The following is a 23,321-nucleotide window of genomic DNA, read 5'->3' on the forward strand; positions in this document are numbered from 1 at the left end:
CCAAAGCATCGCTTCCAAATGATACAGCCACAATTCAAGCTTTTGATTTCGTGGCTTTCTTTTCCTTCTTCTCCAGCCGCTTTTCTTTCAGACTTTTGACTGGCTCTTTTTTTACCGTCTTCTTCGCATCGTGTGCTTTTGTCATAACGTATTCATTTAAAATTTACCCTAAATCAAATACTAAAAAACACTTGTTATTTCGTTGAAAATTACACCAAAAATCGATTCGTTGTTCTCTCCATAAAGCCTGGCGTTAAAATATTTTTTTCTATGCGGATTCGGCAGACCGCGCCGTTGATATTCTGCACTAACGAAATGACTAGATCTGGATCTTTGCGCCCATCAAATCGGCAAAAGCCCGAATAAATTTGGCATGTGCCGGCCACGCCTGCGAAGTCACCAAATTACCCTCAACGTAAACATCACTAACGGCAATATCCTGGTATTCACCACCTGCTAAATTAACTTCCGGACCGACGGCCGGGTAACACGTCAGTTTCCGACCACGAACAACGCCTGCAGCAGTCAGAATCTGAATTCCGTGACAAATGGCCGCCACTGGTTTGTTCAGTTCAAAAAAGTAACGAACCATGCCTAACAATTTATCATTCAATCGTAAATATTCAGGGGCACGCCCTCCTGGAATCACCAGACCATCGTACTGCGCGGCAACCACATCATCAAAATTGTAATTCAAGCTGAAATTGTGTCCCGGTTTCTCCGAGTAGGTCTGATCGCCTTCAAAATCGTGAATGGCGGTTTTAACCGTTTGTCCCTTCTTCTTCCCCGGGCAAACAGCATGCACTTCATAACCCAGCATTTCCAACATTTGGAACGGTACCATGGTTTCGTAATCTTCGGTAAAATCGCCTGTTAAAAATAAAATCTTCTTCATTGGTTTTCTGTTTAAGGTTGACAGCTTTAACTACGTGACAGCTTCTGTTAAGTGACGAAAAAGCGAGAAAACTTTTCATTATTTCGACAGGCTATTCACCAATGCCATAAACTGTTATCTTTGCAGCCAAATAAAGTGAGGTAAACGTGAAGATTGGATCGATTGAATTGGAAGGAACGCCGCTGTTTCTGGCGCCGATGGAGGATGTGACGTATAAGTCGTTCCGGCATATTTGCAAGCAAAATGGTGTGGACGTGCTGTACACCGAGTTTGTTTCGTCGGAAGCGCTGATACGCGATGTGGAGAAAACCCGCCTGAAAATGGAACTCGAAGATGACGACCGCCCCATCGCCATCCAGATTTACGGTTACGATATTGAATCGATGGCCAATGCCGCCCGCATTGCCGAAGAACTGCAACCCGATTTCATCGACATCAACTTTGGCTGTCCCATGAAGAAGATCGTGAAGAAAGGTGCTTGCTCGGCCCTGCTTCAGGATTTGCCCAAGATGCAGCAAATGGCTGCCGAGGTTGTGAAGAGCGTGTCGCTTCCGGTGACCGCCAAGACCCGCCTGGGCTGGGACGAAAACAACAAGGTGATACTGGAAGCAGCGGAACGCCTTCAAGACATCGGCATTTCGGCACTGGCGATCCACGGACGCACCCGCAGCCAGCTTTACACCGGCGATGCAGACTGGACAATGATTGGTGAGGTGAAGAACAGCCCCAAAATTAAAATCCCGATTATCGGCAACGGCGACATCAACGGGCCTGAGAAAGCGGCCGAATTACTGAAGCAAACCGGTGTTGATGGATTGATGATAGGACGTGGTGCGATTGGTCGCCCCTGGATCTTCAACGAGATCAAACACTACCTGAAAACAGGCGAATTTCTGCAGCCACCAACAGTTGCAGAAATCATTGCTCAAATCAAAGACCAACTGCGCGTAACAGCAGATTGGAAAGGCAACGAGACCACCGCTATTTTGATGATGCGCCGCCATTTTGCGCGCTACTTCCCGGGCATCGACAACTTCCGCGATCACCGGATTAAAATGCTGCAAGCCACTCAAATTGAAGATCTCGACAAAATAATGCAGGATATTGTTGAACTCTACGGCGACTTGCGGGTTGATTATACAAATGTCAGCCTAAAATGACGGACTTAGGGTACAAAAAATATTTCACCGATATTTCCTTCAAGGACAAAATTCAAAATGTGGCGAAGCAAGCCGGCGCCAAGGTGGTTTATGCAGCCCTTCTCCTATACTTTTTGATGAAAGATCCGTTGGTACCGATGAAGGCCAAACTGACCATCACCGCCGCACTGGGCTACTTTATTCTCCCAACCGATGCCATCCCCGATCTGGCGCCTCTGGTGGGATTCAGCGACGATTTAGGCGTGCTGATTTTTGCCCTCAACCAAATCAGCGAATACATCACCCCGGAGACTAAAATCAAAGCTCTTCAACAGCTGCAGCGCTTATTCAAAAATCTCAAAAAAGAAGAGATACACGAACTGGAACAAAAGGTCTACTAGACGCCGATTTCACATTCACCGGGTTACATCCATCAAACACCCATTTCCAAAACGCGGGAACACTTTCCGGCTATCAGCCTGTTTGCAAATCATTTACATTTATTAGCTTTAACTAACAAAGCAAAATTTATCGTGGCATCGTTTTTGGAAGTTACCAAACAGATCAATCCTTCATCCATGAAAAAAATCACATTGATCGCGTTCTTCTCCATGCTGGGGATGCTTTTAAGCATCCAAAACAGCTCGGCGCAAGTGGTTGTTGAAACAAAACCTACTCCGCCGGAGCAATACATGATCCCACCACCGAAACCGGGTATGGGTTATGTGCTGATTCCCGGCCACTGGGTTTGGTCGCGCCAAAACAAAATGTACGTTTGGGTGGTACCCGGATGGGTCCCTCAAAAGGAAGACCAGGTTTGGCGACCGGGCTACTGGAAAGAAGTTCCCCGGGGATGGAAATGGGTTCCCGGACATTGGGAAAGGATAGATAAAAAGAAATGGTTCACCAGGTGATTCGCAAGCCTGGCACCCGATAAAATTGATTGATTGTCTACTGAAATATTGAAAGAGAAACCTATAGGTTAAAATATTTCCAAATTGATCAATGCTTGTTTGTTTCAAATGTTTAATTGATGGAGAAGGCCGGACGTGTTCGGTCTTCTTTTTTTGTAAGTCGTTGAGGCGAAGACGCAGAGTCGCAAGCCGATTACTTCTTTTTGAGCTGGACGTCAATCACAGCCAATGCCCATCTGCAACTCTCACCCTTACAACGTCCCTCCCAGACTTTCTACTGCGTTCCCAAAATCAGCTATGTTTTTTACCTTTACGCGATCCAAAACAAGCAGTATGGAACAACATTTCCTCGGTCTCAACCTCATTCAGTGGCTACTCATGGGCCTTTGCGCCATTCTCGTTGGCATGTCGAAAGTGGGAGTGCCCGGTGTGTCGATGATCGTTGTACCTGTTCTGGCAATCATCTTCGGAGGGAAACAATCCACCGGCGTGCTACTTCCAATCCTGATGATGGCCGACCTGTTTGGCGTACTTTATTACCGCCGCCACGCGCAGTGGTCGTACCTGTGGAAAATCATTCCCTGGGCTTTTGTAGGCATCGGTCTTGCCCTTTGGGTTGGCGAAGTCGTCAATGATGAGCAATTTAAAAACATCATCGCTGTTTTGGTTTTCATCTGCATTGGCCTCATGCTTTGGCGCGACCGAAAAAAAGGGCAACAATTTATGCCCGACCAATGGTGGTTTGCCGCCGGAATGGGGATATTCGGAGGTTTCGGAACCATGATGGGAAATGTCGCCGGTCCAATTTTCGCCATCTACCTGCTGGCAATGCACCTACCTAAAAACAGCTTCATCGGTACATCAGCCTGGTTCTTCTTGATCGTCAACTACAGCAAGTTTCCGCTGCACATTTTTATTTGGAAAACCATCTGCTGGGAGTCACTCACCCTCGACCTCATCACCCTGCCGGCCATCGGACTTGGCGCCTTTCTCGGGATCAAACTGGTAAAAGTTGTATCGGATAAAACCTACCGTGCCGCTGTCATCATCATTACAGCACTTTCCGCATTTTTGCTACTGGTGTAACCGATATTTTCGAGCTCGTGCATGCAATTGCCGCCTAAAAGACTTTCATTTTTTGCTACTTTTGTGGATCGATGATTGATCAAGCAACCATAGACCGGATTATTGACGCCGCCGAGATTTCGGAGGTTGTCGGCGAGTTTGTCACCCTCAAAAGACGCGGCGTGAACATGCTCGGAAACTGCCCTTTTCACAATGAAAAAACACCATCCTTTACCGTATCGCCGGCGAAGGGGATTTTCAAGTGTTTTGGTTGCGGCAAAGGTGGAAACTCGGTCAACTTCATCATGGAGCACGAGTCTCTTTCGTACCCGGAGGCGCTGAAATGGCTCGCCAAGAAATACAACATCGACGTTAAGGAGGAAGAGGAAACGCCCGAACAGCTCAAGCAAAAGGACGATCGCGAAAGTATGATGATTGTCTCGGGTTGGGCTCAGAAATATTTCACCCGCTACCTGAACGAAGAAACGGAAGGCCGCAGCGTTGGCATGAGCTATCTGCGCGAACGTGGCATCCGCGACGAAATAATCAAAAAGTTCGAGTTGGGCTTTTGCCCCGACGGAAAAGATGTGTTCACCCAGCAAGCCCAAAAACAGGGCTACAAAATGGAGTACCTGGAACGAACCGGCCTCACCATCAAACGCGACGATTGGGTGCGCGACCGTTTCGCCGGGCGCGTCATGTTCCCGATTCACAACGTAGCCGGCCGCGTGATTGCTTTTGGTGGCCGAACGCTGAAAGCCGATAAAAATACAGCCAAATACCTTAACTCGCCTGAGTCGGAAATTTACCACAAAAGCCGCGTGCTTTACGGTATTTACCAAGCGAAGCGCGATATCACCCGACTGGATAAATGTTACCTGGTTGAAGGTTACACCGATGTGCTTTCGATGCACCAGGCAGGCATCGAAAACGTTGTGGCCTCGTCGGGAACAGCGCTCACACACGACCAGATTCGTCTGATCAAGCGCTTTACGCCCAATATCACTATCATTTACGATGGTGACGCTGCCGGTATCAAAGCATCCCTGCGCGGTATCGATTTGGTATTGGAAGAAGGTGTGAACGTAAAAGTGCTTCTGCTGCCCGACGGAGAAGACCCGGATTCATTCTCCCGTTCCATGAGCTCGAGCCAGCTGACCGCTTACATCGAACAAAATGAGACCGACTTCATTCGTTTCAAAACAAACCTGTTGATGAAAGGAGTGGCCAACGATCCGATTGAGAAGGCCCGTCTAGTCAACGATATTGTCCGCACCATTGCCATTGTTCCCGACGCCATTACCCGCTCAATCTATATTCAGGATTGCAGCCGACTGATGGATGTTCAGGAAGAGGTTTTGTATGCGCAGGTTCGCAAGATTATTCAAAAGCAAACCGAAGATTTGCAAAAGAAGAACTTCCGCGACCGCAACTACCAACAAAAAGAACAACAGGAACCGGGTCCGGACTTCTTTTTCGACGAACCAGCGTCTGCTTCTGCAAAATCGGTAGCGCCCCCTCCCAAACAGCAGTACACCTGCGAAATTGAAGAGAGGGAAATTATTCGCATCATGTTGAAATATTTCAACGAAGAAGTATTCGAGGAAGAAGATGAGAACGGTGAAGTTTTCACCTTCAGCGTTGGACAGTTTGTGTTGGAGGAGCTCGAAAACGACGGACTTCGATCGGATAATGAACTGATCAACCGCATTCTCGACCTGTTTGCCGACAACCTGGAAAACCCCGAGTTCAACCCGACTTCGTTTTTCATTCGCAGCGCCGATCCGCAAGTCAGTCAACTCGCTACCGACTTGTTGGCTGAGAAGTACATCGAAAGCAAACGCTGGAAAAAGGGTGGCGCTTTTGTGGAAGAAGAACACGAGATTTTGGACCTTTTGGTTCCGAAAATTGTGCAGGAATACAAACTCAGCAAAGTTCGTCACCTGCTTCGCGACCTCGAAAACCAGATCCAGCAAGCCGGCAAAGGCGAGAATTGGGAACACCTTATGGAATTACAAAACCAATATATCAACCTGAAAAAAGTTGCCAAACACCTGAGCGAACAACTGGGCAACCGCACCATTCTTTAACCTTAACCCCCAAACGATGAGAACGCTTTTTATTGAAAACCGAGAAGAGATTGATGCTGTCATCCGAGCGTGCAAGACCTGCTACGTAGCGATGAGCGACGAAGGAATGCCTTATGTATTACCGCTGAACTTCGGCTACGATGGCGAAACGGTGATCCTCCATTCTGCCCAACACGGCCGCATGTGGGAAACAGTTAAAAAGAACCCGAAAATCTGCATTAACTGGACATTGGGTGAAGACCTGGCCTGGCAGGATGTCCGCGTGGGATGCAGTTACCGCGTAAAATCGAAATCTGTTCTGGTTGAAGGTACGATTGAATTTATTGACGACTTCGACGAGAAAGTGGCGTGCCTCGAAAAAACCATGTGCCAATACAGCGACCGTGAATTCAAGTTCAGCAAGCCATCGGTAGAGAATGTCGGCATTATGAAAGTCCACATCGACAAGATTGTTGCCAAAGAGTTCGGTGCCAAAGCGGTTACTCCCTGGAACCAGAATAAGGAATAATTCCCCTTCATATCCGAAACTTCCGGCTATCGTGTTGAAATCTGAGGAAGATCATTATTTTTGTCTGTGTACCTAATCAATTCAGCATATTCAATGATTCCCCGGAAAATTCAAACAAGCTTCCATCCAAATCCATCCCTGGTCACTTCAGTACAGAAAGGAGGACAGCGATGATTTTTGTCACCGGAGGAACAGGGCTTGTTGGATCGCATCTGCTTTTCAATTTGCTGCGATCAGGCAAACAGGTTCGGGCGCTCAAACGCTCCAGCAGCAACCTGAAGCTTGCGTTGATGACCTTCTCCTACTATTCGGATCAAGCTGAAGAACTCTTTCAGAAAATCGATTGGGTTGAAGGCGATATTCTGGATTACCACAGCATGGAGGAACTTTTGGCAGGCGTAACAGATGTTTATCATTGCGCTGCCATGGTGTCGTTTCACCCGAACGATCACGACAGTATGCTCAATAATAATGTGAAAGGTACGGCTAATCTCATCGATGCCGCCATTTTCAACAAGGTTAAGCGCTTTTGTCACGTTAGCTCTATTGCAGCACTTGGCCATACGCAGGACGGTACAGAGATCGACGAAGAGACCTATTGGATTCCATCCAAGCAAAAATCGGCCTACAGCTTGAGTAAGTTTTTCTCTGAAATGGAAGTATGGCGTGGCATCGAAGAAGGCATGGATGCCGTCATTGTGAATCCGTCCATCATCCTAGGCCCTGGAAATTGGGACATCGGCAGCCCTAAACTTTTCCAATCCATCTGGAAGGGCCTGGGCTATTACACCAAAGGAGAAAATGGCTTTGTGGATGTTCGCGATGTGGCCGAGGTGATGACTCAACTTATGCAACCGGAAACATTCAGTCAGCATAAAAATCAACGCTTTATTTTGAATGCCGGCAACATGGGGTACCAGGAATTCTTCAACAAAATTGCTGACGCTTTGCAACGCCCGCGCCCGAAAACATTTGCTTCCGACATGATACTGCAAGTAGCCTGGAGAGCCGCCCGAATGGCAAGCTTCTTCTCTGGCAAGAGACCAGTAATCACAAAAGAGGCTGTTTCCGGAAGTAACCGAATAAACCATTACAACGGAAGTAAAATTCAGCGTAGCATTGCCTTCGAATACCGAGGCCTCGATCATACAATACAGGACATTGCACGCCTGTTCCTGAAGGATGTGGAGCTCCTCACTCCCCCAATCAAAAAGAAAAAGCGTTCAACCTCGCAATCCTAAAAAGAAAAAAGGGAGCTTCAAGCGAAACTCCCTCAGATATTTTGATTAATTCTATCGGCTTATTTTTCCATTTCCTTCCAAACCAAAGCGCTCGCTCCAACAATGGCAGCGTCACCCGGATTCAGCTGAGAAGGCAGGATTTTAATTTTGCCCTTAAAGATTGGCAGCAAGTGTGCTTCCATACTTTCTTTTGTAGGCTTAAAAATGTAGTCGCCTGCGGCGGTAGGTCCGCCAAACAGGAAGACTGCTTCAGGACTCAAGTGGTGAACTGTATCAGCTAATCCCTGACCTAACCATTTACCGGTTTGCTCAAACACTTCCAAGGCAACTTTATCACCTTTTACAGCTGCGTCATAAATCATTTTCGAGCTCAACTCTTTAAACGATTTATCAGCCAGCATGCTGTCGGTAGCATTATCGCGAACCATAATTTCGAATGCAGTACGTCGCATGCCCGGAGCCGAACAATACGCTTCCAGGTGACCTTTGGCACCACAACCGCATGAGCGTCCTCCCGGAATCAGTGTGGTGTGACCACACTCGCCGGCAAAACCATCAGCACCGTAAACCAAGTCACCATTCACAACAAGACCGCTACCAACACCCGTACCTAAAGTGTACATCACAAAGTTTTTCATATCCTTTGCGCCACCATAGATCATCTCGCCGATAGCTGCAGCGTTAGCGTCGTTTGTCAGAGCAACGTATTCCATATCCGGAAATTTCTCTTTCAACAACGAAACGAAGTGAACGATTCCACGGAATGAAAGGTTTGGAGCATACTCAATGGTACCATTATAGTAGTTTCCGTTTGGTGCTCCCACACCAATTCCCAAAACTACAATCTCGGAGTTTACCAGTTGAACTGATTTTATAAGAGCCTTGATGGCATTTGATAAATCGGTGATATATTGAGCGATATCGCCGTGAGAAGGAGTGTCAATATTGTCTTTTGCTAAGACATTTCCTAAAGCGTCTACAATTCCGATGGCTGTATTTGTTCCTCCGACATCTACGCCTACGGTTGCTTTTCTGTTCATATAAACAATGATTTAGTGGTTTAAAATTTGCTTGTAAAGATAACAAAATGAGAAAAGCAAAGAAGCACTGGAATGTCTTGTTTACACATTCTAATCAATTTAAATGAATTCAAAACAAAGTCATCCCGGTGTTACTCCGAGCTGTTCTCCTCGTTGACATCATTTCCATGAAAAGGCGAAGAGTGCACCTTTCGCCCGCCAAAGTCGAAGCGGGCACTCATGTAGCCAATAATTTCATTGGCTGACGACTCCACCGGTTTGTTGGTGACCGGGATAACTGTAAATTTCCCTTTCAGGAAAACCAGGTTGGCAAACCGAATTTCTTCGTTCACCAGATGCTCGTCCACATAGCTGGTATTATCCGTATTTTTGAAGTTTCGCAAGCGTTTCATCCGGTGCGACACTAATTGATTTTTCCCGATTTGCAATCCAAACACCCTCCCCGGATCGATTTGAAAAAGCTCATCTGGAGGCTGGATTCCGGGTACCAATGGCACATTCGCAACCTTCCACCCATACAACGCCAAATAAACGCTGAGCGGCGTTTTCCCGGAACGCGACAATCCACACAAAACAATCTCCGCCTCGCTAAGTCGCTGTGGACTCAATCCGTCATCATGATCCAGCGTAAACTCGATCGCATCAATGCGTTCAAAATACTGTTGTTTCAGCTCACGAAATAAACCCGGAGATTGCAAGGATGGTATTTCAAGCTTGTCGTCCAGATACTCAGCCAATGGCCCCATAAAATCGATTTGAGGGACACCATGTTCAGCAGCCAAAGCAATGAGCCTGCGACGCAAGTTATGTTGCACCATCGTATGCGTAATCAGGCCTCCGTCTTTCTTGGCCTTCAGTATCGTATCCAGAACCTGGCTTTCTTCAATCACGTGCGGTACCAAAACCACCGGCACATTGTTATTGGGATATTGAATGAGCATTGACTGGACCATATTATTACCGGCCAGTCCCTTTCCGCCCGAAACAACATAAATAGGTGAGGGTCGATTTGAATTATCTTTCATAAGTTGGTTTTGCTTTTATGCTAAAATACATACTTCTATCCACTTTCCCTTTTTGTTATTGAACATGAACATCTATCTTTGATTTGATAACAACAAAACCTTTAAAACATGAGCTATCTTGCAAATCCCGCCCGCTACGAAACCATGCCTTATAAGCGTTGCGGACGCTCCGGGATAAAGCTTTCAGCCTTTTCGTTGGGACTTTGGCACAACTTCGGAGGAGTGGATGTCTTTGAAAACGGCCGGGCAATGATCCACCGGGCATTTGACCTGGGAATTACCCATTTCGACCTGGCCAACAACTACGGTCCACCTCCCGGTTCAGCAGAAGAAAACTTCGGTAAAATACTGAAGCAGGACCTCATGGCTTACCGCGATGAACTCATCATCTCGACCAAAGCAGGCTACCTGATGTGGCCCGGCCCTTACGGAGACTGGGGAAGCCGCAAGTACATTCTCTCGAGCCTGGATCAAAGCCTCAAGCGAATGGGTCTAGAGTATGTCGACATTTTTTACCATCACCGACCTGATCCGGAAACTCCGTTGGAAGAAAGCATGATGGCACTGGATCACGCCGTTCGACAAGGCAAAGCGCTTTACGCAGGTATTTCGAACTACCCCGCAGAGAAAGCCAAAGAAGCTGCGAAAATACTTCGGGAGCTCGGTACTCCCTGCCTGATCCATCAACCCAAATACAGCATGTTTGAACGCTGGGTTGAAGGTGGTTTACTGGATGTTTTGGAAGAAGAAGGAATCGGCTGTATTCCATTCTCACCACTGGCGCAGGGCTTGCTTACCGATAAGTATCTGAACGGCATTCCCGAAGGTTCCAGAGCGTCAAAATCATGGGGATTTTTGAAACCTCACATGGTGGAACCCGCTCTGATTAAAGTAAAAAAATTGAATGAACTGGCTGTTCAACGGGGACAAACGCTGGCACAAATGGCCCTCGCCTGGTTGCTAAAAGATCCACGGGTGACATCGGTGCTCATCGGCGCCAGCTCGGTAAAACAGCTCGAAGACAATGTATCGACGATCAACAAACTGGCATTTTCGGCGGAAGAACTTGCGTTGATCGAGGAAATTCTAAAAGACTAGTCTCTTTAAAACAAGCATAAAGAAATCCGGCTTTCTAGCCGGATTTTTTATTTTGGGAGAATATCGTTTCTCAGTTAAATTTCAGTTTTTACACCGTCAACAATACCGTATTCCAACGATTCGTCAGCCGACATCCAGTAGTCGCGGTTAAAATCTTTCATAATGCGTTCGATTGATTGGCCACAGTTTTCAGCCAAAATCTTCGCACCCAGGTTCTTTGTTTTGATGATTTCCTGCATTTGGATCTCGATGTCAGAAGCCTGACCACCTGCGCCACCACTTGGCTGGTGAATCATTACGCGAGCGTGAGGCATCACAAAGCGACGTCCCTTTTCGCCGGCAGACAACAGGATAGATCCCATCGAAGCAGCCAAACCGGTACAGATCGTCGATACCGGACTGCTGATACTTTTCATCGTATCGTAAATGGCAAAACCCGATGTTACGTATCCGCCCGGGCTGTTAATAATCAACTGAATTTCTTTTCCGGGCTCTTCCATTTCCAGGAATAACAGGCGTTCAACCACATGTTTTGCGGAATGATCATCCACCTGTCCCCATAAAAATACCTTGCGGTCACCAAGCAACTTGGCGTCTATTTGGTCTTGTAATTTTGTTTTACCAGTCATTTATGTTCGTATTTTAATATTCTAGAACAATATTACATTATTTTCTTTCAAAACGGAAAGTCAATCGGAGCTTGCCGCCGGAAAATTAACACACGAATTCAATTGATTTTACTTTTGCAACGGCTTCTTCCCCTTCTTCTCCAGGACTTCGGCTACCCGAAACCGAACGATCTTCCGGATAAGCTCCTCCGGCAATGGCTGATCAAACGGGAATTGAATTGCGCCCTTCGAGCTTTTATAACCGGAAAGTTCGGACTGAAAAGCAACGATTGCTGAGGGTGTTGGATAAAACCCAATATGCGTTTTACAGGCGGCATAATGAACGAAGTTTTGACCACTTCGGAAGGTCGGCATTCCGTAACTAATCCGTTCTTCGGCCATCGGAGCCTCCTCCCGAATCAACCTCCGCATCAAATCAAGTTCTTCCCGAACATCGGGAAAGAGCCGGTGATATTCATCTATGGTTGCGACTTTATCCATCCTCTCTCAATCGTATCAGGCTGCCGCCAAAGAACGGTTTTCCAGGAATTGCGTCAACTCCTTGCGTTCCAGCGGATCTGCTTCATCCAGGTCAACAACCAACTGCTCGCCGCCATTCAAGTCAATCTGCAGTAATCCCTTTTCAATTCGGATGTTTTGAACATGCTTGAAGCGTATCGGGCGGCCCGGAAATCTCCCCATGCGGATAAACATTCCCTTACCATTGTAGCCGATGTAGTGTTTCATGTATAAAATGCGCAAGTTAAACCAAGCGCCTAACAACAAACCGACTCCTAAAATGCGGCGATTCCAGTTTGCCTCAATCCCGGGAACAATTTCAAAGAAGCCAATTAAGATGAATACAGTAGCTCCTGCTAAGAGCAGTACATTACGCCAATTTGTAATGTTTTCGATGCGAATTTTCATAGAGTCAATTTATTGGGGTTGAACAAAAATGGTATAAATACCAGTTGACGAATCGTATTCAAAATCTGCGTTATCGACGCTGACTTCATTGAATCGTGTATACGAACAACAGTTTCCACTTAGCCTTTCGGCGTCCACATAAAAATTAAAAACGACCTGACCACTGACGGATACTGCGAGATTAACCACTTCCGTATCCCATCCTACCGAGTAGATCACCAACAAATCAATCTCATCCTCATCGATAAACGTAAATTCACGGGGTAATGCATCCAAAGAGTTCACCACCGCGATATCTGACGAATTGAAAATTCCGCTTGCGAATAAATTTTCGCCTGTACTCCTGTCCACCAATTCAAAAGTGAACGATTCAGGTGGAGAGAAACAATCCACATCTTTACACGTGTTGTTACTGCAAGCAGATAAAAAAATCAAAAGGACGATCAATCGAAGGTAGAATTTCATCATAGGCACTTGGTCAAGTATGAATTTTATAAAAAGGAAACTGACAGTCTGCTCAAATATTAAAAAGCAAACTGTTTCATTTCAGACATAATTTCAAGCGCAAGTTATGGAATTGAAACCAAAAGAACTCAATCTGACAACCAACCATTGACATAATTGAGGGAAATTACCCAATTCTACGGGGATGAAATGAGCACAAAAAAAGTCGACTATTTTAGTCAACTTCTACTAACATATAACTTTATACTAGCTACTTATCTAATTGCAATTTATCTACCCAAAGAGCTTCAAATACTATAAGGGTAGTAATATCCGAACATAAGATTTAAACCCCGCTTAATTATCTACTAAACTTTTGCTAATATCCTTTTCTTCCATTTTATCTTCGTTAAAATCAATATTCAATTGATCTCCATCCTCCATGTCAATCTTCCAGCCCCCACTATTTATCTCAATATCTTCATAGCGCACAACTTTCCCTGGCAGAATCCCGATCATGATAAAAATAGCATACCAGCTATAACCCGCATAGTAATTACGTAATAGACAACGAATATGAAACAATATCGCAAAAATCGGTACAGCCCCTAATATACGATGGCTCCAGACTGAATCTAAGCCCGGAATGAGTTTAAAAAAACCTGAAATACTCAAAAGAATGGCTACGGATAACAAAGCAACATCTTGCCAGCGCACAATATTCCCTTTATTGCTTTTCATTTTATTGGTCGATTTAATGAAAGAATATACCACCCAAAACAGGGCGGAACCCTCGTTAATAATTGCTCTTACTCTAAAAATAAACCAGTAACAAACACGTCCCCTTCCACGATTCCCTTTCCATACATGGGACGTATTTTCGAAGGCAAGATATAAAATAACTGATTACGAACATATTCTGAGAGCTGATTGCAGCTAAAATTCCGTGAAATTACCCAGTTGAAAACAACAAAAAAGCCGGACTTTTCAGCCGGCTTTGTCGAATATCGTGTAGTCGTTTTACTTCTTAAACGAGAATGTCGTTGTTCCGATATTATTCCCATCGGCGAAGATATCAACGGTGTAATCGCCTGTCATAAAAGGATCAAAGCCCGCGTTGTCCCAATAAATATTCACTGGTAGCTCGTTGCCTTCATAGGTAACCTGGCGCATGGCCGAGTATGGTATGCGTAGATCTTCGAACTGGAAAAGATCGTTTTTCGACTGAACCAGCAAAATTTGATCAGGTCGTAAAATCCGCACGTAAATATCTTTGTTGCCTCGTTTGGCTGTAACGTTTTTACTCAAGGTAAAGCTAATCATCAACTGTTCGGCCTTTGAACTGGCTGTCACTTCCTTCCCTTTCCGGTTAATTCCAACAACCTGCAGGCTGAGTGCTTCCAACATAGCAGCCCGTTGAATTCGTTGAGAAAGCTGTTTCTTCTCCTGCTCCAGCTCTTTGTTTCGGCTTTCAGACTGCATGAAATCTTGTTTCACCTGCTCATTTTCGGCCATCAACTGCTGGTTTCGTTGATTCAGCGAGTCAACCTGAACAATGTAGTTGCGCATAATCCGACGCAGTGAGCCTACTTCTTCCTGGTACCGGTTAATCTGGTCGTAACTGGCTTTTTTAATCTGGTTGACTTCCAGCAGCAAATCTTTCACTTTGGCCTGTGCTACAAAAAGCGCCTGATTCAGCGTATCGTTGTCTGTTTTCAGCGAGTCGTAATTGGTGACCATTTGACTCAACTCTTCCTGAATCGTGTTCTTTTCAGCATTAAGCGACTCCAAAATCATTTTGTGTTCATTGCGTTGCACAAAAAGCAACACGATGACGACCACGAGTACAACGCCCAGGAAAATTACAATCAGGTTATTGCGACGTTCTTTATCCGTTCTCCCTATTGAGAACTTACTTTTCTTCTGTTCCATTTCTGCCATAATTCGAACTATTTTCCGGTATTCAGACCACTGCTCCGAAACAATTTCAACGATTCGTCAAAATTCATTCCACAGCAGCAAAAACGCCCGTAAAAATAGCATTATTTTAGAGGTGGTCAAATAAAATCAGCGACTTAGACCGCCGATAAATGAACCTGCAAAGAACCTCTTTTAATCGGATCGTCGAAGTCGAAAAAAGAAGTACCAAATTAGGCTTGGCAGCACAGGTGAAAATGATAAACGAATTGCACAAATTCTCGTATTGATAGTGACAATTAAAACCAAAACGGAGAATTTCTACAGATTCCTATCTTTGCAGAACAGATCAAAAAGAGCAAACGCAGACCGTTCACTGAAATCGTTCATTCGATTTAAAACGACATCAAAAAGTTGAGTAAAAAGAAATTTGATATTACACTTTACACCTACGGCGAATATTCGACCTGGGACCGGGAAAGCAAGGCACTACCCAAAATTTTAAACATCACCGACACGATTGAGGCCGACATTGGTACCGAGTTTGGCTATGTGTTGAAGATTAAAAAGGCCAAAGGTTACAAGATAGACTTCCGGATTATTCACCCACCGTTTAACGACGAAAATGGAGAGCCGATGGACGATTTTACGGGCGAAGTTTACATTAACAGCAATGATTATGAATTCTTTCTGGGCGACTGCATATGGGAACCACTTGACGACAAACTGGGTTCGTGGCGGTTAATCACCGAGCTGGAAGGAAAAGTAATAGCGGACAAAACCCTGTATCTTGTCCGCAAAGGAGCCGAATTCTAGAATCAGGCGTTGACCAATGCGCCGAGCTTGTCGTAGCATTTATCGCATCCCTGCACCAAATCCAAACCAATTTGATGATAGTGCTTTTTGATCAAGCTGTGATTGTCTTTTCCATCGGGATGATTTGCCCGGTTGCGAAGCTGGTTCCGCAGCACCAATACTTCACCCACAATCTCGTAAGCACCTTCGCTGTCAGCGCCCGGTGTCACGTAAATGTATTCAAAGCAATCCATCACCACTTGACCAACCAAGTAGTCAATGTCCTTCTTCAGGTTTCTCAAATTTGCCATTTTCAGTTGATTTCAGATTTCAAGGGGAAAGTTAGCGATTTTGCATCTAAAAAGAGGGCTTTCACCGAACCAATCTGAATTTTGGTTTCCACCATGATGGGGATGTGGTTGTCATCGGCTGTGAACCACACATACATATCTTCTCCCTCAGGGAAAAACTCGCCTTCCATCAACCACACCGAAACTTTATGACACTTGAATTTTCGCCCGTTACGGGTTTTCACGGTTTCAATTCCCTTGTACCGAAAATAAAACTCCGAAACCTTGTCGTCGGCCAACATATCGAACTTAACCAACTCGTCTTTTGTCAGCTTATCGAAGTCGTAATTTCGAAACTGGTAAGCCTGGCTCAAGATATCATGGATTCCCTTTTTGTAGGCAAATTTGGTATGCACCGGATCGGTATCCTCCGAATCGTGGAAATAAGTAGTCTGCCCCGTAGGGTGATTGAACTTGTAGTATTGCTGTGACGATGAACTACCGTGGTTCACGGCCCGATAGAAATAGCGCGGCTCAAACTCCGGGTAACTCAAATAGGTGTAAAAGGTATCGCGAACCGTGTACATCAGGTCGTAAGCTTTGTAGGTGTGCCCGGTCGCTTCAACCAGCCACTCCTTTTCGCCACCGCGATTAAGCGTATCCGCTTTGAAGACGATCTCCCCCGCGTTTACCCAGATGAAATGCCAGTTGTAATAAGCTCCGTACGAAATTTCTTCGCCTGGTGAAAACACAAATTTCTGCGTCTGGGCGGTTAATGGCATATAGCTGCCCACGGCCAGTGCTAAAATCAAACTAGCGCGAACCACCTGAACCCGAACGTTTATTAGACGGTCCCGATTTTCCTTTCTTGTCCTTGTCATTTTCAGGCTGATCTTCATCAATCAAATCTTTTTTAAATTGAAGGTCGTCTGGCAAATTCCAGGTTTCGCGAACTTCAAAGTTCGACCTGGTCTTGATAATCTTGGGAAAATAGACCACCCGTTCAGGCTGAATGCCTTTGTCCAGGTTTCCGGTATCCCAGCGTCCATTCTGGTTTCGGTCAATGAAAAGTCGGATCTTGAATTTATCCGGGTTTAGATAGGGAAATTCGATTTCACCGTCGGAAGCGATGGAAATTTGTTGCACAACTTCCTCTTTATCGGTGTTCTTTACCATTTGAACAACACTTGGCCCTCCGAGGTTCGCCATGGACAAAATTATTTTTGCATAATAGCCTTCGTCCCTGACTTTTAACTTTTGCCCAAATTTGTTCGACGGGTAGCCGCCAATACTGGTTGCAGCTGCCGAGTCGATGATCAGCGTATATTCCTCCTGAAACTCCCAGGGATAAATAATCCGGTACCGGCGTAAATTCACACTATCGGGTTCCACTGTAAATTGAACGTCTTGCTCCACCGTATCAACCTTGTGGGTGAGGTGAATCATGGTATAATCAAATTTTTCGAGTGGTTCCGGTACGTCCAGCGTTAATCTGCTGTAAATATCAAAGCCATCCTTCCCGTTTCCTTTGAACGAGAAATGCGGAATCTCTTTCACCTCATCCTCTTCAGCTTTCTTCTTTTTCTTCTCCTTTTCTTTGGGTTTCTCAAAAGCCAACTCGACCGTATCTGTCTTCATCACGAAATTTTTCATGCTATCCAAAACCTCGTAATTCAGCTGAAATTTCAACGTATCCATCCGGCTGATCGTTGTATCCTTGATCCACAGATTCAAGCTATCACGCTTAGCAGAAAACTCGAACAGCGCCCAATCGGACGTTGGCTCAGGCTGCAACAAGCGAACCGAAAAAGAATCAGTTACCGCTTCATCAAAACGGAAGAAACACAGATTGGCGCGCTCCCGTTTAGATTCTTCCAGGTACTGCTCGTAGGAATCTTCCTGGAACAACAAAAGGTAATGCGCTTTCATATCGTACTGGTGCCCCGCGTGATCGTGCTCTTCGCCTCCTTCCTTTTCATGCTCCTCCGCCTCTTCTTCCAGGTGGCGGGATAAGGTTGAATCGGGAACCAGTGGCGCATCCGGAACGATCAGCGAATCGGCAAAAGCGATAAGCTCGGCAGTAGAATTGTAAGTCAAACTGTTGTCAGCATCCTGAACGGCATACAAACGATAGTTGCCCGGTGCCACGTTGGAAATCATATAAAAACCCTCCTCGTCAGTTTTACCAATGTAATCCGGAACGCTATCCCGAAAAGCACCGATACTGTCCATGGAATGCAGTAAAACCAGAACGTCAGCTACCGGTTCCATGTTTTCGGCCATGCGTACATAACCGCCCACAACCAGGCTGTCAAATCCTGCTCCGTTACTAAACGAGAAACGATAATCCTCTAACGGGTTGCTTTCATTATTGTCTTTAATGGAACTGCGGAAATCGAGTGAATAGGTTTTGTCGGGTTGCAACTGGTCTCCAAAATCTACAATCAAGGTTTTTGATTTGGTTTTGACAACCGGCTTCTTCTTCAACGGAGGCGACACAACCAGCTCCGAGGAAACATCGGTAGACACGATAAACTCGTCAAAGGTTAGGCTGACGGTTTTCCCCTTGTAGTTTCGGGCATCGGGCTCGGGTACTGTTTTAACCACAACCGGCGGAATGGAATCTTTGTCCCCTCCGGTCGGCATTCCCGGGTTTGCACAGGAAGTGGTAAAAATCAGGTAGGCCAGGTAGCCCAAAACCATTGTCAAAAAATATTTCCTCATCGATATATTGTTTCTGATTCTGCTTAATTTCTAGTTTCGGCGACTGCTATTCAACCGTCACCGACTTGGCCAGATTTCTCGGCTGATCCACATCACATCCGCGCATCAATGCGATATAATAGGCAAACAACTGCAAAGGCACAACCGTCAGCAAAGCTGCTACCGCCGGGTGCGATTCAGGCACCTCAAACAAATCGTCGGCCATGGTCCTTAATCCGCTGTCGCCTTCGGTTACCACAGCAATAATATTTCCTTTTCGAGCCTTCACTTCCTGAATGTTGCTGACCACTTTTTCGTAGTAATCGTCTTTCGCCGACACGACCACTACCGGCAGGTTATCATCCACCAAAGCGATCGGGCCATGTTTCATTTCACCGGCCGCATAACCTTCGGCGTGCATGTACGAAATCTCTTTTAGCTTCAACGCACCTTCCAGGGCAACAGGGAATAAATAACCCCGTCCGAGGTAGAGCGCATTCACCGCGTCTTTGTATTTGGCCGCCACCGTTTTGATGTGCGGGTGTTTCAGCAAGATGTTTTCAACCTTTTCGGGAATTTCCAGCATCTCGTTGATAAACATCTTCAACGTTGCCGCATCAATTTGGCCACGTTCTTTGGCCAGTTTGAAGGCAAACAAAGTCAGCACTGTCACTTGGGCCGTAAAAGCTTTTGTCGACGCCACACCAATCTCGGTTCCGGCGTGTGTGTAGACACCGGCGTCGGTTTCGCGGGCAATGCTCGAACCAACCACATTACAAATACCGAGGATGATCGCCCCCTGCTTTTTCGCCATTTTCAAGGCGGCCAGGGTATCAGCGGTTTCACCACTTTGGCTCACGGCAATAATCACATCTCCGGGATTGATGATCGGTTTCCGGTAGCGGAACTCCGAGGCATATTCAACCTCAACCGGCACGCGGGCATATTCTTCAATCAGGTATTCGGCCACCAAGGCAGCATGCCAGCTGGTTCCGCAACCCAAAATGATGATTCGGTTTGCCTGAACAATCTTCGGGAAAACATCAATCAGCCCCCCGAGTACAATCTCGTCCTGATCTTTGCGAATCCGTCCGCGGTAAGTATCGCGAATAGTATTAGGTTGTTCAAAAATTTCTTTCAGCATGTAGTGTTCAAAGTCGCCTTTTTCCAGGTCGCCAATGCTCAGGTCAACCTTGGTTACTTTGAAATTTGCAGGATCGTTATCGACCGTTTTAAGGGTGAGGCTGTGTTTTTCAATCACCGCCACATCGCCGTCATTCATGTAAATCACACTATCGGTGTACTCCACAATCGGCGTAGCATCCGAAGCCAGGAAATATTCGCCCTGACCAATGCCAATCACCAGCGGGCTACCCATCCGGGCAGCAATCATCCGGTCTTTTTCGTGCTGACAAAGCACCACAATCCCGTAAGCTCCTACAACTTTTGACAGGGCCAAGCGAACAGCAATTTCCGCGCTGGTCACTTCTTCCATACGGTAGAAATATTCAATCAGGTTTACCAGCACCTCCGTATCGGTTTCACTTTGGAAGGTGTAACCTTTCGCTGTCAAATCTTTTTTCAGCTCCGCATAATTCTCGATGATGCCGTTGTGCACCAGCACAAAATCGTTATGCATCGAGCATTGCGGGTGGGCATTCCGGTCGCTTGGCTCACCGTGGGTTGCCCAACGGGTGTGGCCGATGCCCAAATGTCCGTGAATATCTTTATCGGCAGCGTAAGCTTCCAACTCACTTACTTTGCCTTTCTTTTTATAGGTTTTCAGGTTGTCATTGTAAATGGCAATACCGGCCGAGTCGTAGCCACGGTATTCCAGACGCTGCAAACCTTTGATCAGAATCGGGTACACATTTTTATCTCCGATGTATCCAACTATTCCACACATGTTCTTTTGTTTGGGGGCAGTTTCAGTCGACTGCCAGTTTTTAATCTAGTTTTAGTTCGGTCGTCCTGTCGACGCGGAAAGCTCCAACAGGTATTTTCAGCAAACCTCTTTTTTTTCACAAAGTCTTTGTTGACTGCAGGTTTCGAACGGATCACGTTCCTGAATCCGGGTATTAAAGCCGCCAAAAAGACGTTCCAAATCTACAAACTTCGGCGGATAATCACCTGCATTTTAACAATTCATTCGGACGAAAACTTCCGTCCAAATAACACAAAAGCCTGTTTTGCGTGGCAAACAAGCTAAAGTGTAATTCGTTCCGGGCAAAAGCCAGCGGAATAAGTCTATTGTTTTTTGTTAAAAAACTTTGTCGTAAAATTCGTTGTAAGCGTCGATGTAGGTTTCCTCCGGTTGGTAACCAAGGCTCAATTTACCCGATGCTGCGATATATTCCGCCACTTCCGGGTTGATAATTTCACTTCCCTGGATTACTGCGTCGGCGTATTCAACACCCAGTTTCGACATGCTAACGTAAGTCGGATCTTTCAGCAATTCAACATCAGACGGAGCAATGCCATCGATCAGTACATTTTCCGATGCAGTCGAATTTAACGGTTTCTTAAAATTTTCATTATAAACCGAATAAACCACTTTCGAATTCTGGAAAAGCGGATCATCATGGTACGCTTTTTTAATGTACAATGGCACCAATGAACTCAGCCACCCGTGGCAGTGAATTAAATCGGGCGCCCAGCGCAATTTAATAACCGTTTCGAGAACACCGCGTGCAAAAAATACCGCTCGTTCATCGTTATCTTCGAATTCCCGTCCTTTGCCGTCTTTCAAAACAGCTTTACGGTGAAAATAATCTTCATTATCGATAAAGTAAACCTGCATGCGTGCAGCTTGAATCGAAGCAACTTTAATAATCAGAGGGTGGTCAGCATCACTGATTACCAGGTTCATACCCGACAAGCGGATAACCTCGTGAAGTTGGTTTCTGCGTTCGTTGACATTCCCGTAGCGGGGCATAAAAGTCCGTATTTCGCGACCACGCTCCTGAATGCCTTGCGGCAGGAACCGGGATTTGACGGACATCTCTGTTTCGGGAAGGTAAGGTGTTATTTCTTGAGAAATGAATAAAATTCTTTTCTTTTCCATTAGAAAGTTTGCTGAAAATTGATTCGGCAAAAGTAATAAAAATATAGCGAAATTTCAATTCGAAGGCCGGTTTGGCCAGTATTTTAGCCCAAAGCCACCCGCAAATGGAACATCGTACCGATTAATTTATTTATTTTGCCACCTAATTTTTTACCCATGTTGGTTATTAAGGAAATAAGGGATTTGAAGGCGCTGATTCACGCCCAAAAAGCTGCGGGCAAAACAGTTGGATTTGTCCCAACGATGGGAGCGCTTCATGCCGGCCACCGCTCGTTAGTCGAGGAAGCCGGAAAGCAGTCCGACTTCGTGGTAGTGAGCATTTTCGTAAACCCCACCCAGTTTAACGACAAGACTGATTTAGAAAAATATCCGCGGACATTGGAAGCTGATGTGGCCCTGCTGGAGCCAACCCCTTGCCAGGCCATTTTTGCACCCGAGGTTTCGACCATGTATCCCGAGCCGGATACCCGTCAATTCAACTTTGGAGAGCTCGAACGTGTGATGGAAGGAAAATTCCGTCCCGGACACTTTAACGGAGTAGCCCAGGTGGTTAGCAAACTGTTTGAAATGGTGGAGCCCGACAAGGCTTTTTTCGGCCAAAAAGACTTTCAACAGCTTGTGATTGTGAAAGCAATGGTAAAACAACTAACTTTGCCGGTCGAAATAATTGCTTGTCCCATTATTCGCGAAGCCAGCGGTTTGGCCATGAGTTCACGCAACGAACGCCTGACTGCAGCGCAACGCGAGAATGCAGCGGTTATTTATAAAACACTCTGCGAAGCGAGGAACAATGCCCAAAGCATAAGCGTAGAAGAGTTAAAAAGCCAGGTGGTAGAACAGCTTAACGCCAACCCGTTTTTGGAAACGGAATATTTTGAAATCGTGGACGATGTGGAGCTGAAACCTGTTCAACAATGGACTGATCCGGTAAACAAAGTAGCTTGCGTGGCTGTTTTTTGTGGTGAAGTTCGCCTGATTGATAACTTGGTTTTAGCATAACAGAAAAAACCCAAACCGGCCAATCCCCGGAACTAGAAAACAAGACCAGGTCAACGACCTTAAAGGAGAATGAGATGTATATTGAAGTTTGTAAATCGAAAATTCACAAAGTAACCGTTACGGAAGCCAACCTGCAGTATGTAGGAAGCATTACTATTGACGAAGATTTGATGGATGCCGCCAACCTCATTGAAAATGAGAAAGTGCAGATTGTGAACATCAACAATGGCGAACGTCTGGAAACTTACGTCATTAAAGGGCAACGTGGCTCAGGAGTCATTTGCCTGAACGGACCGGCTGCCCGCAAAGTAGCTGTTGGCGATGTGGTGATTATTATCTCCTACGCCACCATGGACTTTGAAGAAGCTAAAAGCTTCAAGCCGCAATTGGTGTTCCCGGATACGGAAACCAACAAGATTGTGTAAGCACAACCCAAAAGCATAGGAAAACCCGAAGTCGCAAGCTTCGGGTTTTTTATTGGACAAATGTTTCAAACCTCCCGTTCTACGGGCGTTCCCGAAAGATCCGGATTTAATTTTTTTTCAAAAATAAACTTGAT

At 45.8% G+C, this 23,321-nt stretch carries 25 protein-coding genes; 11 read left to right on the plus strand and 14 right to left on the minus strand.

The genetic code is table 11. From position 1 onward, the window contains the following. Positions 1-319: 319 nt before the first annotated feature. A complete protein-coding gene (locus BC643_RS12145; protein ID WP_120273341.1) occupies positions 320-895 on the minus strand; it encodes a DJ-1/PfpI family protein in 576 nt (191 codons plus the stop codon). 146 nt (positions 896-1,041) lie between these two features. Here BC643_RS12145 and dusB point away from each other — a divergent pair, with 146 nt between their 5' ends. From dusB to BC643_RS12180, 7 genes are all read left to right on the plus strand, one after another. Next, the gene (gene dusB / locus BC643_RS12150; protein ID WP_120273342.1) at positions 1,042-2,055 is read left to right on the plus strand and encodes a tRNA dihydrouridine synthase DusB; all 1,014 of its coding nucleotides are present in this window, start codon (positions 1,042-1,044) and stop codon (positions 2,053-2,055) included. After that, entirely contained in the window at positions 2,052-2,435 is a 384-nt protein-coding gene (locus tag BC643_RS12155) for a YkvA family protein (RefSeq protein ID WP_120273343.1), read from the plus strand. Before dusB ends, BC643_RS12155 begins: the two co-directional genes overlap by 4 nt. Positions 2,436-2,612: 177 nt before the next feature. Further along, the gene (locus tag BC643_RS12160; protein WP_147377214.1) at positions 2,613-2,948 is read left to right on the plus strand and encodes a YXWGXW repeat-containing protein; all 336 of its coding nucleotides are present in this window, start codon (positions 2,613-2,615) and stop codon (positions 2,946-2,948) included. 333 nt (positions 2,949-3,281) lie between these two features. Continuing rightward, positions 3,282-4,034, plus strand: a complete 753-nt coding sequence (locus BC643_RS12165; RefSeq protein WP_120273345.1) for a sulfite exporter TauE/SafE family protein — start codon at positions 3,282-3,284, stop codon at positions 4,032-4,034. A gap of 71 nt (positions 4,035-4,105) precedes the next feature. Further along, positions 4,106-6,103, plus strand: coding sequence for a DNA primase (gene dnaG, locus BC643_RS12170; RefSeq protein ID WP_120273346.1), 1,998 nt, complete (start codon positions 4,106-4,108; stop codon positions 6,101-6,103). 16 nt (positions 6,104-6,119) lie between these two features. After that, positions 6,120-6,611 carry a pyridoxamine 5'-phosphate oxidase family protein gene (locus tag BC643_RS12175; RefSeq protein ID WP_120273347.1) on the plus strand — a complete coding sequence of 164 codons (492 nt, stop codon included), beginning with the start codon at positions 6,120-6,122 and terminating at the stop codon, positions 6,609-6,611. Positions 6,612-6,781: 170 nt separating this feature from the next. Beyond that, positions 6,782-7,852: an NAD-dependent epimerase/dehydratase family protein gene (locus tag BC643_RS12180; protein ID WP_120273348.1), complete on the plus strand. Its 1,071-nt coding sequence runs from the start codon at positions 6,782-6,784 to the stop codon at positions 7,850-7,852. 59 nt (positions 7,853-7,911) lie between these two features. Here BC643_RS12180 and BC643_RS12185 read toward each other — a convergent pair whose 3' ends face one another. Both BC643_RS12185 and BC643_RS12190 read right to left on the minus strand, forming a co-directional pair. Then, positions 7,912-8,892 carry an ROK family protein gene (locus tag BC643_RS12185; protein ID WP_120273349.1) on the minus strand — a complete coding sequence of 327 codons (981 nt, stop codon included), beginning with the start codon at positions 8,890-8,892 and terminating at the stop codon, positions 7,912-7,914. 131 nt (positions 8,893-9,023) lie between these two features. Beyond that, complete coding sequence (locus tag BC643_RS12190) at positions 9,024-9,917, minus strand: pyruvate, water dikinase regulatory protein (protein ID WP_120273350.1); 894 nt, start codon at positions 9,915-9,917, stop codon at positions 9,024-9,026. Between the two features lie 108 nt (positions 9,918-10,025). Here BC643_RS12190 and mgrA point away from each other — a divergent pair, with 108 nt between their 5' ends. Continuing rightward, entirely contained in the window at positions 10,026-11,015 is a 990-nt protein-coding gene (gene mgrA / locus BC643_RS12195; RefSeq protein ID WP_120273351.1) for an L-glyceraldehyde 3-phosphate reductase, read from the plus strand. Between the two features lie 74 nt (positions 11,016-11,089). On the opposite strand, the gene BC643_RS12200 is transcribed toward mgrA, so the two are convergent. The 6 genes from BC643_RS12200 to BC643_RS12225 form a co-directional block, all read right to left on the minus strand. After that, positions 11,090-11,644, minus strand: coding sequence for a ClpP family protease (locus BC643_RS12200; RefSeq protein WP_120273352.1), 555 nt, complete (start codon positions 11,642-11,644; stop codon positions 11,090-11,092). Between the two features lie 108 nt (positions 11,645-11,752). Next, positions 11,753-12,124 (minus strand): iron chaperone, encoded by a 372-nt coding sequence (locus BC643_RS12205; protein ID WP_120273353.1) that lies wholly within the window; start codon positions 12,122-12,124, stop codon positions 11,753-11,755. A gap of 15 nt (positions 12,125-12,139) precedes the next feature. After that, positions 12,140-12,550 carry a hypothetical protein gene (locus BC643_RS12210; RefSeq protein ID WP_120273354.1) on the minus strand — a complete coding sequence of 137 codons (411 nt, stop codon included), beginning with the start codon at positions 12,548-12,550 and terminating at the stop codon, positions 12,140-12,142. 9 nt (positions 12,551-12,559) lie between these two features. Then, a complete protein-coding gene (locus BC643_RS12215; RefSeq protein ID WP_120273355.1) occupies positions 12,560-13,018 on the minus strand; it encodes a hypothetical protein in 459 nt (152 codons plus the stop codon). A gap of 333 nt (positions 13,019-13,351) precedes the next feature. Beyond that, positions 13,352-13,735 (minus strand): hypothetical protein, encoded by a 384-nt coding sequence (locus BC643_RS12220; RefSeq protein ID WP_120273356.1) that lies wholly within the window; start codon positions 13,733-13,735, stop codon positions 13,352-13,354. Between the two features lie 279 nt (positions 13,736-14,014). After that, positions 14,015-14,935: a hypothetical protein gene (locus BC643_RS12225; protein WP_120273357.1), complete on the minus strand. Its 921-nt coding sequence runs from the start codon at positions 14,933-14,935 to the stop codon at positions 14,015-14,017. Between the two features lie 390 nt (positions 14,936-15,325). On the opposite strand from BC643_RS12225, the gene BC643_RS12230 reads away from it, so the two are divergent. Beyond that, a complete protein-coding gene (locus BC643_RS12230) occupies positions 15,326-15,727 on the plus strand; it encodes a DUF3859 domain-containing protein (protein WP_120273358.1) in 402 nt (133 codons plus the stop codon). 2 nt (positions 15,728-15,729) lie between these two features. Here BC643_RS12230 and BC643_RS12235 read toward each other — a convergent pair whose 3' ends face one another. From BC643_RS12235 to BC643_RS12255, 5 genes are all read right to left on the minus strand, one after another. Beyond that, the gene (locus tag BC643_RS12235; RefSeq protein WP_120273359.1) at positions 15,730-16,017 is read right to left on the minus strand and encodes a hypothetical protein; all 288 of its coding nucleotides are present in this window, start codon (positions 16,015-16,017) and stop codon (positions 15,730-15,732) included. 2 nt (positions 16,018-16,019) lie between these two features. After that, positions 16,020-16,877: a DUF3108 domain-containing protein gene (locus tag BC643_RS12240; protein ID WP_170154536.1), complete on the minus strand. Its 858-nt coding sequence runs from the start codon at positions 16,875-16,877 to the stop codon at positions 16,020-16,022. Next, complete coding sequence (locus BC643_RS12245) at positions 16,810-18,720, minus strand: Ig-like domain-containing domain (RefSeq protein WP_120273361.1); 1,911 nt, start codon at positions 18,718-18,720, stop codon at positions 16,810-16,812. The genes BC643_RS12240 and BC643_RS12245 overlap by 68 nt, the downstream gene beginning before the upstream one ends. A gap of 46 nt (positions 18,721-18,766) precedes the next feature. After that, entirely contained in the window at positions 18,767-20,605 is a 1,839-nt protein-coding gene (gene glmS, locus BC643_RS12250) for a glutamine--fructose-6-phosphate transaminase (isomerizing) (RefSeq protein ID WP_120273362.1), read from the minus strand. A gap of 354 nt (positions 20,606-20,959) precedes the next feature. Next, entirely contained in the window at positions 20,960-21,763 is an 804-nt protein-coding gene (locus BC643_RS12255; RefSeq protein WP_120273363.1) for a glycogen/starch synthase, read from the minus strand. A 156-nt stretch (positions 21,764-21,919) separates the two neighbouring features. Between BC643_RS12255 and panC the strand changes: the two genes are divergently transcribed. Further along, a complete protein-coding gene (gene panC, locus BC643_RS12260; protein ID WP_120273364.1) occupies positions 21,920-22,762 on the plus strand; it encodes a pantoate--beta-alanine ligase in 843 nt (280 codons plus the stop codon). Positions 22,763-22,836: 74 nt separating this feature from the next. After that, positions 22,837-23,187 carry an aspartate 1-decarboxylase gene (gene panD / locus BC643_RS12265; protein WP_120273365.1) on the plus strand — a complete coding sequence of 117 codons (351 nt, stop codon included), beginning with the start codon at positions 22,837-22,839 and terminating at the stop codon, positions 23,185-23,187. Positions 23,188-23,321: the final 134 nt, after the last annotated feature.

The organism is Mangrovibacterium diazotrophicum (assembly GCF_003610535.1).
GTDB classification, from domain to species: domain Bacteria; phylum Bacteroidota; class Bacteroidia; order Bacteroidales; family Prolixibacteraceae; genus Mangrovibacterium; species Mangrovibacterium diazotrophicum.

Coding starts and splice junctions, on each gene's coding strand:
- BC643_RS12180 (WP_120273348.1), top strand. CDS start 6,782: ATGATTTTTGTCACCGGAGGAACAGGGCTTGTTGGATCGCATCTGCTT.
- BC643_RS12240 (WP_170154536.1), bottom strand. CDS start 16,877: ATGACAAGGACAAGAAAGGAAAATCGGGACCGTCTAATAAACGTTCGG.
- BC643_RS12210 (WP_120273354.1), bottom strand. CDS start 12,550: ATGAAAATTCGCATCGAAAACATTACAAATTGGCGTAATGTACTGCTC.
- panC (WP_120273364.1), top strand. CDS start 21,920: ATGTTGGTTATTAAGGAAATAAGGGATTTGAAGGCGCTGATTCACGCC.
- BC643_RS12235 (WP_120273359.1), bottom strand. CDS start 16,017: ATGGCAAATTTGAGAAACCTGAAGAAGGACATTGACTACTTGGTTGGT.
- BC643_RS12200 (WP_120273352.1), bottom strand. CDS start 11,644: ATGACTGGTAAAACAAAATTACAAGACCAAATAGACGCCAAGTTGCTT.
- BC643_RS12220 (WP_120273356.1), bottom strand. CDS start 13,735: ATGAAAAGCAATAAAGGGAATATTGTGCGCTGGCAAGATGTTGCTTTG.
- glmS (WP_120273362.1), bottom strand. CDS start 20,605: ATGTGTGGAATAGTTGGATACATCGGAGATAAAAATGTGTACCCGATT.
- dnaG (WP_120273346.1), top strand. CDS start 4,106: ATGATTGATCAAGCAACCATAGACCGGATTATTGACGCCGCCGAGATT.
- BC643_RS12190 (WP_120273350.1), bottom strand. CDS start 9,917: ATGAAAGATAATTCAAATCGACCCTCACCTATTTATGTTGTTTCGGGC.
- mgrA (WP_120273351.1), top strand. CDS start 10,026: ATGAGCTATCTTGCAAATCCCGCCCGCTACGAAACCATGCCTTATAAG.
- BC643_RS12165 (WP_120273345.1), top strand. CDS start 3,282: ATGGAACAACATTTCCTCGGTCTCAACCTCATTCAGTGGCTACTCATG.
- BC643_RS12225 (WP_120273357.1), bottom strand. CDS start 14,935: ATGGCAGAAATGGAACAGAAGAAAAGTAAGTTCTCAATAGGGAGAACG.
- BC643_RS12245 (WP_120273361.1), bottom strand. CDS start 18,720: ATGAGGAAATATTTTTTGACAATGGTTTTGGGCTACCTGGCCTACCTG.
- BC643_RS12155 (WP_120273343.1), top strand. CDS start 2,052: ATGACGGACTTAGGGTACAAAAAATATTTCACCGATATTTCCTTCAAG.
- BC643_RS12255 (WP_120273363.1), bottom strand. CDS start 21,763: ATGGAAAAGAAAAGAATTTTATTCATTTCTCAAGAAATAACACCTTAC.
- BC643_RS12160 (WP_147377214.1), top strand. CDS start 2,613: ATGAAAAAAATCACATTGATCGCGTTCTTCTCCATGCTGGGGATGCTT.
- BC643_RS12185 (WP_120273349.1), bottom strand. CDS start 8,892: ATGAACAGAAAAGCAACCGTAGGCGTAGATGTCGGAGGAACAAATACA.
- BC643_RS12145 (WP_120273341.1), bottom strand. CDS start 895: ATGAAGAAGATTTTATTTTTAACAGGCGATTTTACCGAAGATTACGAA.
- BC643_RS12215 (WP_120273355.1), bottom strand. CDS start 13,018: ATGATGAAATTCTACCTTCGATTGATCGTCCTTTTGATTTTTTTATCT.
- BC643_RS12175 (WP_120273347.1), top strand. CDS start 6,120: ATGAGAACGCTTTTTATTGAAAACCGAGAAGAGATTGATGCTGTCATC.
- BC643_RS12205 (WP_120273353.1), bottom strand. CDS start 12,124: ATGGATAAAGTCGCAACCATAGATGAATATCACCGGCTCTTTCCCGAT.
- panD (WP_120273365.1), top strand. CDS start 22,837: ATGTATATTGAAGTTTGTAAATCGAAAATTCACAAAGTAACCGTTACG.